15 protein-coding genes and 2 pseudogenes are annotated in these 11,540 nt (G+C 66.5%); 5 read left to right on the forward strand and 12 right to left on the reverse strand.

Going from position 1 to position 11,540, the window contains the following annotated elements; translation table 11 throughout:
- The 3 genes and pseudogenes from P1K89_RS32775 to P1K89_RS33355 all read left to right on the forward strand — a co-directional run.
- A pseudogene (locus P1K89_RS32775) lies at window positions 1-143 on the forward strand (IS5/IS1182 family transposase); the annotation flags it as partial.
- 511 nt (window positions 144-654) lie between these two features.
- Entirely contained in the window at window positions 655-900 is a 246-nt protein-coding gene (locus P1K89_RS32780) for a hypothetical protein (protein WP_284620741.1), read from the forward strand.
- Between the two features lie 195 nt (window positions 901-1,095).
- Window positions 1,096-1,611 (forward strand): hemerythrin domain-containing protein, encoded by a 516-nt coding sequence (locus P1K89_RS33355; protein WP_350082607.1) that lies wholly within the window; start codon window positions 1,096-1,098, stop codon window positions 1,609-1,611.
- 614 nt (window positions 1,612-2,225) lie between these two features.
- Here P1K89_RS33355 and P1K89_RS32790 read toward each other — a convergent pair.
- The 11 genes from P1K89_RS32790 to P1K89_RS32840 all read right to left on the reverse strand — a co-directional run bounded on the left by P1K89_RS32790 (window position 2,226) and on the right by P1K89_RS32840 (window position 9,035).
- Window positions 2,226-2,723: an SWIM zinc finger family protein gene (locus tag P1K89_RS32790; RefSeq protein WP_284620743.1), complete on the reverse strand. Its 498-nt coding sequence runs from the start codon at window positions 2,721-2,723 to the stop codon at window positions 2,226-2,228.
- Between the two features lie 9 nt (window positions 2,724-2,732).
- The gene (locus P1K89_RS32795; protein ID WP_284620744.1) at window positions 2,733-2,906 is read right to left on the reverse strand and encodes a hypothetical protein; all 174 of its coding nucleotides are present in this window, start codon (window positions 2,904-2,906) and stop codon (window positions 2,733-2,735) included.
- Between the two features lie 49 nt (window positions 2,907-2,955).
- Entirely contained in the window at window positions 2,956-3,558 is a 603-nt protein-coding gene (locus P1K89_RS32800) for a DUF7713 domain-containing protein (protein WP_284620745.1), read from the reverse strand.
- Window positions 3,559-3,667: 109 nt separating this feature from the next.
- Window positions 3,668-4,000 (reverse strand): hypothetical protein, encoded by a 333-nt coding sequence (locus tag P1K89_RS32805; protein ID WP_284620746.1) that lies wholly within the window; start codon window positions 3,998-4,000, stop codon window positions 3,668-3,670.
- A gap of 132 nt (window positions 4,001-4,132) precedes the next feature.
- A complete protein-coding gene (locus P1K89_RS32810; protein WP_284620747.1) occupies window positions 4,133-4,345 on the reverse strand; it encodes a hypothetical protein in 213 nt (70 codons plus the stop codon).
- 570 nt (window positions 4,346-4,915) lie between these two features.
- Window positions 4,916-5,437: a hypothetical protein gene (locus tag P1K89_RS32815; RefSeq protein ID WP_284620748.1), complete on the reverse strand. Its 522-nt coding sequence runs from the start codon at window positions 5,435-5,437 to the stop codon at window positions 4,916-4,918.
- Window positions 5,438-5,459: 22 nt separating this feature from the next.
- On the reverse strand, window positions 5,460-6,251 hold the full coding sequence (locus P1K89_RS32820) for a hypothetical protein (RefSeq protein ID WP_284620749.1): 792 nt from the start codon (window positions 6,249-6,251) through the stop codon (window positions 5,460-5,462).
- A 39-nt stretch (window positions 6,252-6,290) separates the two neighbouring features.
- Window positions 6,291-6,956, reverse strand: coding sequence for a hypothetical protein (locus tag P1K89_RS32825; RefSeq protein ID WP_284620750.1), 666 nt, complete (start codon window positions 6,954-6,956; stop codon window positions 6,291-6,293).
- Window positions 6,953-7,630: a hypothetical protein gene (locus tag P1K89_RS32830; protein ID WP_284620751.1), complete on the reverse strand. Its 678-nt coding sequence runs from the start codon at window positions 7,628-7,630 to the stop codon at window positions 6,953-6,955. Before P1K89_RS32830 ends, P1K89_RS32825 begins: the two co-directional genes overlap by 4 nt.
- A 1-nt stretch (window position 7,631) precedes the next feature.
- The gene (locus P1K89_RS32835; RefSeq protein ID WP_284620752.1) at window positions 7,632-8,363 is read right to left on the reverse strand and encodes a hypothetical protein; all 732 of its coding nucleotides are present in this window, start codon (window positions 8,361-8,363) and stop codon (window positions 7,632-7,634) included.
- A gap of 9 nt (window positions 8,364-8,372) precedes the next feature.
- Window positions 8,373-9,035 (reverse strand): hypothetical protein, encoded by a 663-nt coding sequence (locus P1K89_RS32840; protein ID WP_284620753.1) that lies wholly within the window; start codon window positions 9,033-9,035, stop codon window positions 8,373-8,375.
- 504 nt (window positions 9,036-9,539) lie between these two features.
- Between P1K89_RS32840 and tnpA the strand changes: the two genes are divergently transcribed.
- Window positions 9,540-9,974 carry an IS66-like element accessory protein TnpA gene (tnpA, locus tag P1K89_RS32845; RefSeq protein ID WP_284620754.1) on the forward strand — a complete coding sequence of 145 codons (435 nt, stop codon included), beginning with the start codon at window positions 9,540-9,542 and terminating at the stop codon, window positions 9,972-9,974.
- Between the two features lie 5 nt (window positions 9,975-9,979).
- Window positions 9,980-10,501: pseudogene (locus P1K89_RS32850) on the forward strand (IS66 family transposase); the annotation flags it as partial.
- A 274-nt stretch (window positions 10,502-10,775) separates the two neighbouring features.
- Here P1K89_RS32850 and P1K89_RS32855 read toward each other — a convergent pair.
- Window positions 10,776-11,258, reverse strand: coding sequence for a response regulator transcription factor (locus tag P1K89_RS32855; protein ID WP_284620755.1), 483 nt, complete (start codon window positions 11,256-11,258; stop codon window positions 10,776-10,778).
- Window positions 11,259-11,540 lie beyond the last annotated feature (282 nt).

Raw genomic sequence — 11,540 nt, forward strand, 5'->3', positions numbered from 1 at the left:
TCGCTGTCGTCAAGCGCCTGTGGGGCTTGGACAAGGTGCGCTACCGCGGCTTGGTCAAGAACGCCACGCGATCGTTTGTCGCGCTTGGCCTGGCCAACATCTACCTCGCACGCGGCACCCTGGGTGCGGGAGTCCGTCCGTGAACGGCGCCGAGGGCACTCGCGGCACGCCCGAGGTGCCCGAAACATCGGTGCGGAGCTCGGTGCCGCCCATTCCTCGGGCACAGATCATCAGTTCCGCATCCGGTCTGCCGCGGCGACTGAAAGCGGCGGCTTGATCAGCATTGCCCTAGGTTGAACCGCGTCTTGGAGGTTCAACCCTCCCGCCACGCAGGCGCGAGCGGCGTGACGGTCTTTTTGGCTGGCGTCGGCGCCTGACGGTCGCGGAAGTGCGGGTGAGTTCAATGGCAGAACCTCAGCCGTCCAAGCCGATGGTGCGAGTTCGATCCCGCCACCCCTCCAGAGGGGGGCGGGCTTACAACTGACACCGGCCCGGGCAACCAATGCAACGGAGGCCGCGTCGTTCGCGGCGTACAGTTCCTTTGCCGGCTGCGGCTTCTCCTCCCAATCCCATTGAGCAGCTGGACTTCGTCGCCGCGAGGGTCCGACGCCTCGCGGCGACTTTCTTTGAGTCGGCCGGGGATGAGCAGCGAGCATGACAGCGATCGACGTTGCGCTGATCCCGCTGATGGGGCTGATCGCTGTTGTCATCGTGGTGACGGTCCTCGCCGTCCGGTCGAGGCCCGCCCCCGACTTCATCGAGTCTGAAGTTGGGGACGACCTGGCGGCAGCACTGCTGCTCACGAGCTGCAATGGGTGCGGCGTTCAATTACCGGAGCGGCTGAAGGGTGTCGGCCAGAGCGCCACCCTTTGCGACGACTGCTCGGTACTGCCGCCTTGAAGGCAAAGTAGGCCGCATGCTGCGTTCGTGCCGGGAGCCGTACGGATGAGCCCCCACGGCTTCTCCGTGCCCCGCCATCCAACAACTGAAACAAATTCACGCCCGCTCGGCTTAGGAGTAGCAGCTTCCGCAGCGCAACTTTGAGGTCAGAATCCACGCCAAGGGGAGCACAGCATTGATCGCCGGGGGCTCGGGATGCTGGCAGCGGAAACCGTTTGGAGAGTGCTGCGATTTGAGCACTTCAAGTTGAGACAACTGTCCGATTCGATTCAGCGGACCCTCAGCATCGAGGACTGGCACTGCCAACCTCGACAGGTTCAGTTAATGCGCGAGCTGATCCAAGGACTGCGGGGCTTCATTGTCCAGACCCATCGCCCCAAGGGGGTAGTGCTGGAGGAGACGCTACGAGCCCACTCGGAGATGACCGAGTTCCTCGACGCGCTGACACGGGACCAGGCTCGGTGCGACTGCCTGCTTGAGCAAGCGGCTGACGCGCTCGACTTACTCGAACAGGGTGTGCCGCGAGCCGCGCAGCGTTGTGCCGCCCTGCTGGAGGAGCACAACCGCCTGCTGACGTCGCACCTCGTTCGCGAGGACACGGTGCTTCGGATGCAAGTGCTGACCGATGAGGAATGGAGCAATGTCGCTTCGTCGATCTCGGCCGTGACCGGAGGCAAGAGCCAGCCCGATGCGGCGCGCACAATGCGCTGATGACCGACTTCCTATCCTAGGCTTCTGCTCCGATGATCGGCACAGCGTCGTGCGGCCGTGCGCTTCGACGCTCACGCCGCCGTAGTCGAAGCTCGCTGTCGCGAAGTCCAGGGCGCCGCCGTGCAGGCCGCTCGACTGCCAACCCCAGGCGTACGCGGATTGCGTCGCGAATGTCAGCACCGGGATCGGTTCGGCGCCGATCTCGCGCGCGGCCGGCGTGCCCTGCGAAGGCGGCAGCGGCAGGTCCGGCGCCACGTCGCGCAGCACGGCGCCTACCAGCGATGCTTCGGCCGTCTCGATCGGCGGCATCTCCAGGAGATCGGCAACCGCTGGGGCCGGCCACGCCAGGTCCAAGGGCCCGGCCGCTGCAGCCTCGGCGTCGATGTACCACGCGGGATCGGTCGTGATCAGCACAGAGGCGTGCGGCTCGGGCGTGATGACGGGCTTCAGGCGCAGGTCCGGCAGCGTTTCCCAGGTCAGCCGTGCGCCGCGAGGGGCACCGGGGCGCAGCGCCACCGGCGATGCGTCACGTGTGAGCGCCTCGATGGCAATCCAAACGTCGCGAGGGGCGGGCGTCTGCGCTGCCTGCGGCGCGACGAACGCCCGGCCAGTGGTCATGGCGCTGCAGCGCCGTTGGCGCCCTTCAACGCGAAGCCAGCCGAGCCGTCGCGCTTGTGCCCGAGCCATAGCACCCGCAGGATCGTCAGGTCCTCCTCGGAAACGAACTTCGGCGCCTTGACCAGCGCCGCTTCCACGTTGTTCCAGGCCTCGAAGGCGCGAAAGCTCGTGTCCCCGATGTCTGAGCTTCGGCGCGCCTTGAACAACCGGACCTCATGTCGTTGTTCGTAGTCCGACCACGTGAGCACATATGCCACGACCTGAGCGTTCTTTGCCGGCCGGTCTTTCGCCGGCGCCGTGCCGGCGGCCGCCTCGGCATCGCGGCGGGCCTTGAAGGCCTCGAGCCAATCAACGAGCTCGCTGCGCGCGCCGGTGGTTGACCGTGCAGCGGGCAGCGCCGCCAGCAGCAGCGCCGCCGCATGCTTGCAGTCGACCACTACCGGGCACGTGCACGTGCCGTCGACCTGCAGACCGTGTCGTCCCTGCCGGAACATCGCTCGTGCTTAGTAGATCTGGCCCGCACTGCCCCGGACCTTGCCGCTGAGCTCGTTGCGGCGCCACATCAGCTCGGACACGGCCCGGATGTACTCTCGCCCACGGTCGACCGCCGCGGCGCGGAGCCAATCCTCGATCTGCTCCTCGCGGTAGTTGGCACAAGGGTTCGACAGCATCGTCACGGTCAGTTGGGAACTTGACGGTGGGGTCGGCCTCCAGGCACTTCGGCCGTCACGGCTCCTCGCTCATGTCGTGGAACTGGAGCTTGAACTGCCAGCCCTCGAAGGTCATCACCATGCGGCCGAACTCTGCCCAGGAAACCTCTCGGCCATCGATGACGACGAGGGGCAAGCGGTCGTCGTTCTGCAGGTCGCACTCGACCTTGCCGCGCACGACGAGGCCATCCGTCACCTGCAGGCCCAGCCTGCTGTCCTCGACATGCCTGATGGCGAGCGAGCGGCGCATCTTCTCGATCAATCTGCCGAGCAGCCCGAGCAGATCCTCCTCAGGCTTGCCGATCACCTGGAACTGGTAGCCGGCGGGGTGGCCCTCGCGCAGCTCGAAGGCATCCAGGGCGACGCCCGAGACGAACAGGTGCGTACGAAAGTGGAACTCGTGAGGGCGCCCACTGGCGTCGCCCATCACGATCGGCTCAAATTGCACGTGTTCGAAGCCCTCGAGCCCGGCGCGCTCGGCGACGTCCGTGTTGAAGCATCGGCCACACAACCTGCGGTAGCCGTCTTCCACCGAGCCATAGTTGACAACGTCATGGGCGGGGGTAGGCTCGCCGCAGCCGTCACAGGAGATCTGCTGCACTTCGTTGGGCTGGGACATTTCTGGGGGAGCCAACTATAGGCGGGGCTCCCGCGGTGCGCCGTCCCCTCGGTGCGGACATGGGATGACCACGAAACGCGCTGCAGCCCGCGGCGCAGCGCTTCAGGCTTCACCCTCTGAGTGCGGGATCGATCACACGGCGCCGCTTCACGACGACGGTCGGCTGCGTTGCAGGCGCGTGCACGCGGTTCAGGCGCTTGGAAACGCCAGCGACGCGGATTGCGTGCTCAACGCTCGACGCGTTGAGCGGCTCGACGAAGTCGCCGTTGACCTGCGCGTAGGTGCCGTCGTTGAGCTTGACCAGCGCGCCGGTGAGCATGCCGCGCTGCACGACACCGAGGACCGTGCCCTCGGCCGGTGGGTGCGGCAGGAATCGCTCGGCGCCAACCGGCAGGAAGATGACCTTGGTCCGTGGGAATCGCGTTCGTGTCATTCGCCGCATCAAAAAGCCGCCACGCGGAGCCAGGGCCCGGCGTGGCGGAGGAAGCCGGGTCGCGCCGCACCGCGCGACCTGGCCAGGAGTAAACGGTGGGGCACCCTGTTTGCGATTCTCGGTGAGGTTCGACGCGCGGGCTCAGTGCAGCGTAGGCTGGACGGCCGGACAGGTGAACTCGCGGCCGACAAGCGCGCGGGCGAAGAGGTAGTTGGTGCGGGCGCGGTCGCTGAGCGCGTTGAGGTCCACGGTGCCGCTGGCGTCGCAGGGGAACGACATCGCTCGACCGGAGGTGAACAGCGACTCGAAGCGCAGTTCAAAGTCGGCGGTAGCGTCGTTGCGCAGAGCACCCATGATGAACCTCCTGCAGACCGAGCGAAAGTTGCTTGCCCGGTGTAGAAAGTATGGACAGCGGGTGTTTCGATTGGGCTTCGCGCAGGGCCTTGATCGGTTGCGTTTGTAGGCTAGGGCCAGGCGTCCCAAGAGAATAGTCGTCACGTCGGCTCGCGCAGGCGTGACGGCTGAAGGCCGATCGGGTGCCCGCTTTGGCCCTGCTTCCGAGGTTGATCGGCGCGGAGCAGTCTGCCTGCTGAGCGGTCCCGGTTCACTCGGGATTCCGATCATGAATCGGCTTTGAAATCCCCGGATACGCGCCGATTCGTCGTTGGGAACGACGCGCGAAGTGCAGAAGGCCCGACGTGGCTGCGACGAACTGCGGTTGTTGCTAGATGAGCTGAAGCCCTGGCGGACGGGCGGGGCTGCTGCGACGGCGAAAAGAGAACGGCCGGCGACGGCCGGCCGACAAGCACCTGGCCGTGCGTAGCTTGGGGTCAACTGCTCGGGACAGGGTCAGCTGGTCGGGCCTGTTCGCCGTTGACGGCCGCTGAGCACCTCGTGCGCTCCCGCCGCCGCGAGCCACCGGTCCTACGGACCGACCAGCAGCATGCCCTCGCTGAGCGGGTAGTTGCGCTCGGGGCAGGCGATCACCATCGCGTCGACGACATAGTAGGTCTGGCCGTGCTCGGTCTGGGTGTGCACCTGGTAGCTCAGCGTTCCACGCGGCGCGTAGAGCTTGGCCGTGATGCCGTGGTTCACGAACACGCGCTTCAAGTCGCGGGCGAAGTTGTCGGCGATGGTATTGGTCTGGTTCTGCGCGCCGATCTGGCAGGCCATCAGCCACACCTCCTCGAAACTGTCGGCGCCGAAGCCTTTGCCCTGGAAGCGGGCGAAGAAGGCATCGGGCGTCAGCCCGGCGAAGTTGGCGATGTTGCCGTGCGAGTTGACGATGAGGCGCTTGCCGCGCGACTTGTTGCTCGCCGACAGGTCGGTCGCGCTGAGCATGTTGAACGCGCGCGGGTCCGATTCCTTGAGGTAGGCCTGCAGCGCCTTGAGCTTCGCGCCGCGTTCGGCGGCGTCATCGCCGTCCAATCCGAGATAGACCAGCATGGTGGGCTCCTTGGGCTAGGTTTCAGATGTCCAGGTCGAGCACGAACTGCTGTGCGTTCTGCCCCAGCTTGTCCAGCACGGCGTTGCGCACGCTGGCGTAGACGGCGCTGTTGAGCGTCGCGCCCTGCACCGACTTCTTCAGCGTCGTCGCGGCACTGCTGTAGTTGAAGAACAGCACCGTGGTGCTGCTCTGGTCGCTGGTGAACCAGAAGGCCATCGTCTTCATCGCCACCGCGCCGTTGGTCTCGGTGCAGACGCAGATCTGGAAGTTGCCTTCCTTCCCGTTGCTGGCACTGTGATCGAACAACTGCAGCCGGCCGTCGTTCGTGGGCAACTTGCCCAGCGCGTCGATCGTCGCTGCCACGACCGCCGCCTCGTCACCGGTCAGGGCCGCGCCGGCGATCTCCAGCACCGCCTTGTCCATCGTGAAGCTCGCGCTGGACGAGGAGTAGACGCTGAAGTTCGCGCCCTCGATGGTCCAGCCGACCTTGCCCAGCACGGTGGTATAGGCCTTGTACCAGTTCATCGCGTCGGCCTCGCGATCACACTGCTTGTCGGCAGCCAGCTGCGCGAGCAGCGTCGAGTTGAGCACGTCGTCGCGGTTCTGCGGCGAGACGCCGGCGACGAAGGACACCAGGCTGCCCTTCTCGACGAAGCCTTCGGGCTTGGTGATCGGCGGCGGCGCGTCGGCCAGTGCGGCCGGGAAGTTGCGGCCGGCATGCACCTGGTTGGGCGCCGGCAGGCTCAGCTGGCTGACTCCGGCAGCGCCGGTCGTTGTCGTACTTGCGGCGGGCGCCGCGTCGGCAATGGTCATGGTTGACTCCCTGTGACGATGGAAGGATCGACCTTCGGTTCAGAGGTCGATGGCGAGTTGCTGGATGGCGGCGATCGCCGCCGTGCCCAGCCGTTGGGTGATCGCGCCGCTGATGGAGGACCACAACGCCTCGTTCAGCGACAGCTCGACACTGCGCACTTCGATGTCGAGCGAGTTCGATTGCGCGGCGACGAAGAAGCTCTGCCAGCTCGAGGCCTGCACGCCGAATCCGTAGCACACCAGCGTGGTTGCCAGCGCGCCATCGGGGCCGATGCGTGCCGGGCCGACCGCGAAGGCCTGGGACAGCAGCGTGCTCTTCTGGCTGGCCCACCAGGTGCCGGCGAATCCGGCCAGCGGTGACGCTGCCGACGCAGCGGCGACATCGGCAAACAGCTGCCGAACCAGCCTCGCCGAGTCGGCATCGACCAGTGCCTGGATCAGCGCCGGCACGATGGCCGACACGCGCAGGTTCGAGCCGGACTGGTGGCTGGCGAAGGTCTGGCCGGCCTGCACCGTCCAGGCAGTGCGACCGAGCTCGGCGCAAAGTGCATCGAAGTAGGCCTGCGAGCCGGGATCGCGCTGTGCATTGCGCGCGACGGCCTGGCCCCAGCACAGCCCGAGCGACAGCGCCTGCAGCTGCGCATCGCTGACCTTTGGCGGCGCCAGGACGAGGCTCGGGCCGATGGCGGCGAGACGGGTGGTCATGACTGCGCCTCCGACGCGGGGGCGTCCAGCTGCAGCGTGGTCTGGCGGATATGTTGCTCCAGCGTCGCTGCGAGTCTTGCCTTGAGCGCCGGTGCTTGGGCTTCGTAGCGATCGAGGTCGAGCTGCAGGCACAGCGGCCGGGCCGTCAGCGCAAGACCAGCCAATGGCTCGAACAAGTCCGGCCACCCTGCCACCGGCGCGCCAAAGACGAGGTGTACGGCCATCAGCCACGGCGCCCCGCGCCATTGCAGTAACGGCCCGATCGTCATTCCCGAGCCAAGGACTGCATCAGCGCTGCGCGTCCGGCTCATCTCGGCACGGCGAAGCCCAGGTAGCCAGGCGACCAGGTCCTGCCACGCGGGAGGTGCATCGGGACCTGTCTCCTGCAGGAACTGCGCCATCGCCTCGGTCAGGACGTCGATCGGAGCGATGGGCGCAGGCTGTGCCAAGTGCACGAAGGCGTGCGCCGCCAGGCGGTTCCAGCCGCAGTGCACCATGGCGGCGGCCATGGCCTCGAAGTACTCGGCCGAGCTCGGATCGGCGTCGGAAGCTCGAGCGGCGATCTGAGCGGCCGTCAGGCTGTAGGCGAAGGCCTCGACCAGTGCCGGATCGGCCTGCGGCAACAGCGCGGTGCCTGCCGGCACGCTGCACACCGTGAGGGTGGTGGCGGCCACCTCAGCGCCCCTGTGCGGCGAGGGTCTGCGTCGCCGGTCCGGCGATGTGCTCGTAGAACTTCGAGCCCAGCTGAGCTCGCAGTGCGTCGCGATGCGCCGCGAAGACCTGCGGATTGAGCTGCGCGTCGATGCGGCGCACGACGACCTGCACGGTCGAGGCGTCGACTGTGGCGTTCAGTACCTGCGGGCCGTTGAGCGCCAGTGCTGGGCGCGGCTGCAGCATGCCGGGCGCGGGCTGGCGCAGGCCCGAGCCATCCAGCGTCAGCCAGGTCAGCGATAGCACCGGGCCGGCTTCCGACCATTCGATCGCGCCGAGGGCCGTGTACAAACAGCCCTCGACTGCCGAGGCGGTGCGCCACCACAGTTGCACCAGCGGATCGTCGGGCGTGACATCGACGAGCTGCTGCAACGTGGCCATCACCGAGGTGGCCGCGTCGTCGGCGCTGCCGGCCACCACGGCGGTGCCGAGCGTCACCGCCGGTCCTGGCCGGCTCGAGCTGCTCGCCATGCTCGAGCGCATGGCGGCGGACAGCACCCAGCCTTGCTTGCCCAACTGGGAGACCCAGCTGGAGATAAACGCCCCGCACCGCGCGCTCCCGGCCCCGATGGCCGAGGCGGCGCGCGCCGCCGCGTTGGCGTACACGAGCGAGACGAGCACATCCTGCAGCGCCGACGGGTCGCTGCCCTCGGGCGTGTCCAGCAGCACTTGGTCTGCGGCGGCGAGCGAGCTCATGTCGGCTCCTCAGAGATCCAGCGGCTGGCTGTCGATGTGAGCATCCACCTTGGCCTGGATGCGCGGCAGGATCTCGGCCTTGACGTTCGGCCACAGCGCGAAGTTGTAGTTCATCTTCAGGCTGTAGGCGAAGACGTCCAGCGCGGCCTTGTCGATCTGCACGAACAGGCTGCCGACGTCGGTGGCGTCGTACTTGAACGAGTAGAAGATCATGCTGACCTCCGGCGCGTTCTGGTTCGCCACCAGCGGCCCCAGCGCCATCGAGGCCTGGCTCGCGTTGGTGTGGGCCGAGCGCCACCAGAAGTCGACGAAGCCTTTGATGCTGTCGTCGGGCTGCTGGATCTGTCCCAGAAGGCCGCCCAGCTGCGACTGCTGGTCCGGGCTCAGGTAGGGGTTCAGGATGCCGCCGACGATCTGGGCCGGGCTGATGCGGGAGGCCTGCTGGTCGTAGTTGAGCTTGCCGCTCTCGGTGACGTTCCAGCCCAGCTTCATCAGCTGCTGCGTCATCGCTTCGTAGTAGGCCTCGGTCGACGGATCGGAGTTCACGGTGCGGGCGGCGGCCTGCGCGAACATCAGCGTGTACTTGTACGCATCCAGCATGTTCTGGTCCAGGGAGGCGGGGCACCAGGCCAGGCTCTGGTCGACTGCAACGACGATCTGCGGGGAGGTCATGGTCGTTTCCTTCGGGTGTTGTGCCGTCCGGGCGCGGGCGGCGGGTTGAGAAGCGGCGTGGAGCGGATCGTCGAGGTTCCAGGCAAGTAGCGCATCGCAAAAATTGCAGCACCCGATATCGACAAATGAGACTGTCCTGCCGCTCACTTCAGGCAAAGATGGCGGGCGGCCCCGGCCCCTTGCCTGGCAGCCAAAAACAGCGGCTATCGGGTTGAGGTGCTTGAGAGTCAGAGGCTTGGAGGCCTGCGACCGCACGTGCCGGCTGCGGGGGTTTCGCGCTCGGACGCTTCGCCGGAGAGCTCGACGCTTGCCGTGACGTGAAGCCAGCGATTTCTCCTTGCGCTGACTTGGTAAGCAATAACGTCTGGCTGCGAGACTCGCGTCAAGGCAAACGCGACGGCGCACCGCGGACACCAGCGACGTAAGCGGTCAGTCACCGACGCCCTTGATGCCGATCTGGTGAGATGAGAGCCTACGAACTCATGTACCTTACGTGGGATCGTTATGTCAGAGGCTTTCGATACTGAGGACCTGGCCAAGCGACTGGTCATCGGACGCAAGCGCGACGGGCGCAGCGTCTACGACGCAGGGGCCAAGCGCGAGCTGATCGAGGCGTGCATGCGACCTGGCGTGTCGGTGACCGGGCTTGCTCGGGCGTGTGGAGTGAACGCCAATCAGCTGAGCACGTGGGTGCGCGAGCACGAGCGAGCGAAGGCCAAGGCGGCGCCCAGGCGCGAGGTGATCGAGATGGCGTCGGCGGCGTTCGTGCCGGTGCAGATGGAGCCGGTTCGGTCGGAGCCGGCGATGCCGTCGCTCAACGTGCAGGCGCGCCTTCCCAACGGGGTCGTGCTGGACCTGGGTGGTTGCGACCTGCAGCAAGCGGGCCAACTCATAGAGGCGCTGGGGAGGATGCGGTGTTCCGCCTCGACGAAGGGCTGAAGGTGCGCGGCGCCGATCAACTGTCGGCGCGCTTCATCGCGCTCATCGGCAAGCTCTACCGCGCGGAGGCCCGGGCTCGCGAACGCAAGTTCGACGTGCAACGGCTGCATCGACTGAGGCAGAAGTACAGCGTCAAGGTCCTCGGTGACATCGAGAAGCTGCTACTGCAGCACCTGCACAGCGTGTTGCCGGGCAGCCTGCTCGGCAAGGCACTGCACTATCTGTCGTCGCAGTGGGTGAAGCTCAAGCGCCACGTGGACGAGGGCAGCTTGCCGATAGACAACAACGCCTGCGAAAACAGCATCAGGCCGTTTGTCGTCGGGCGGCGCAACTGGTTGTTCTCTGACACCGTCGCAGGCGCCAATGCGAGCGCGAACCTGTACTCTTTGCTGCAGACATGCGCTGCCAACGGCATCGACGGCTACCGATACCTCGCCGCGCTCCTGGTGGAGCTGCCCAAGGCCAAGACCGCCGACGACTTCGAAGCCCTGCTGCCCTGGCGGCTCACACCTCCTAGCGCCAAATAGACACGTCCGCAAGGGACGTGTCTGGATGACCGCTTACCCAGCGACGTCATCGATGGCATTGCCATCCGAAGATCGATGCTGGCTTCAGCTCCTCAGGCGTGCCGGCAAAGCCATGCGCGGTGATCGTCCGGCGGGTACCGGGGTACCGGTCGCGTGGCCGGACAGCCTCGTGTCGTGGAGGAGCCAGAGGAGCCTGCGAACGCAGGCCGGCGGGCTGATCGGCCGCGCTTCGCTGATTCGAACAGCCTGGCAGGTGAGGCGGTCTTCGGCCTGGCTATTGCGACCGGGGTCCCTGGCCGCAAGCTGGAGGTCGACTTGGCACGGCTTGGACAGCAGCCCAGCCCACCGTGCGCGGAGGCGGTGATCCGTGCAAGCGCGCCTTCGATAGCTGAGTCCCGATGCTGGCGAGCAGTTCGGCCGGCGCGAAGGGCTTGAGCAAGCAGTCGTCCACGATACCTTCGCTCTCGGCGATCAGCTGAACGAGCTCGCCAGCGGCGCTCATGATCACGATGCGGGTTTGAGCCGAGTAGCTCCGGAGCCACCGTCCGAGCGACAAGCCAGTCTCCCCCGGCATGATCAGGTCGAGCAAGACCACGCTCGGGGGCTCGACGCGTGCGATGACCCGGGCTTGCCCGGCACTGGTCGCCACGAATGACCTGACGTTGTAGCGCGCCAGGTATTCCTGGACAAAGGCGCCGACCTCCGGTTCGTCGTCGACCACGAGCACATCCAGATGATCGCAAGGGTCGCAGATCAAGGCATGGCTCCCCCTGGGGTGAGCGGGCGCTGACCCCCTGACCAAGTTAGCTCCCTGTCGGACTATGTTCGCCCAGCGAGGGGCGAGGGTCGAAGCGTAGTACGTTGCGGCAGCTTTGCAAGACTCTTGTGAAAGGACGCGATGTTCTGCCGAGCAAAAAAGTGCCACGCTCGAGGGCGTGGCGCAAAGACCGGTCGCGAGAGAGGGAGGAGGTGCGACCGGACGAGTGAAACCGCTGTAGCGGCGAGGGCTTCTCAGCTCGGTTGTGCCTTGCCTGGAGGC

The organism is Aquabacterium humicola (genome assembly GCF_030167915.1).
In the GTDB taxonomy this organism is placed as follows: domain Bacteria; phylum Pseudomonadota; class Gammaproteobacteria; order Burkholderiales; family Burkholderiaceae_C; genus Pseudaquabacterium; species Pseudaquabacterium humicola.

Bases quoted from the DNA above. Each gene is read 5' to 3' on its own strand.
- P1K89_RS32780 (WP_284620741.1), top strand. From the start codon at position 655: ATGACAGCGATCGACGTTGCGCTGATCCCGCTGATGGGGCTGATCGCT.
- P1K89_RS33355 (WP_350082607.1), top strand. From the start codon at position 1,096: ATGCTGGCAGCGGAAACCGTTTGGAGAGTGCTGCGATTTGAGCACTTC.
- P1K89_RS32790 (WP_284620743.1), bottom strand. From the start codon at position 2,723: ATGTTCCGGCAGGGACGACACGGTCTGCAGGTCGACGGCACGTGCACG.
- P1K89_RS32800 (WP_284620745.1), bottom strand. From the start codon at position 3,558: ATGTCCCAGCCCAACGAAGTGCAGCAGATCTCCTGTGACGGCTGCGGC.
- P1K89_RS32805 (WP_284620746.1), bottom strand. From the start codon at position 4,000: ATGCGGCGAATGACACGAACGCGATTCCCACGGACCAAGGTCATCTTC.
- P1K89_RS32810 (WP_284620747.1), bottom strand. From the start codon at position 4,345: ATGGGTGCTCTGCGCAACGACGCTACCGCCGACTTTGAACTGCGCTTC.
- P1K89_RS32815 (WP_284620748.1), bottom strand. From the start codon at position 5,437: ATGCTGGTCTATCTCGGATTGGACGGCGATGACGCCGCCGAACGCGGC.
- P1K89_RS32820 (WP_284620749.1), bottom strand. From the start codon at position 6,251: ATGACCATTGCCGACGCGGCGCCCGCCGCAAGTACGACAACGACCGGC.
- P1K89_RS32825 (WP_284620750.1), bottom strand. From the start codon at position 6,956: ATGACCACCCGTCTCGCCGCCATCGGCCCGAGCCTCGTCCTGGCGCCG.
- P1K89_RS32835 (WP_284620752.1), bottom strand. From the start codon at position 8,363: ATGAGCTCGCTCGCCGCCGCAGACCAAGTGCTGCTGGACACGCCCGAG.
- P1K89_RS32840 (WP_284620753.1), bottom strand. From the start codon at position 9,035: ATGACCTCCCCGCAGATCGTCGTTGCAGTCGACCAGAGCCTGGCCTGG.
- tnpA (WP_284620754.1), top strand. From the start codon at position 9,540: ATGTCAGAGGCTTTCGATACTGAGGACCTGGCCAAGCGACTGGTCATC.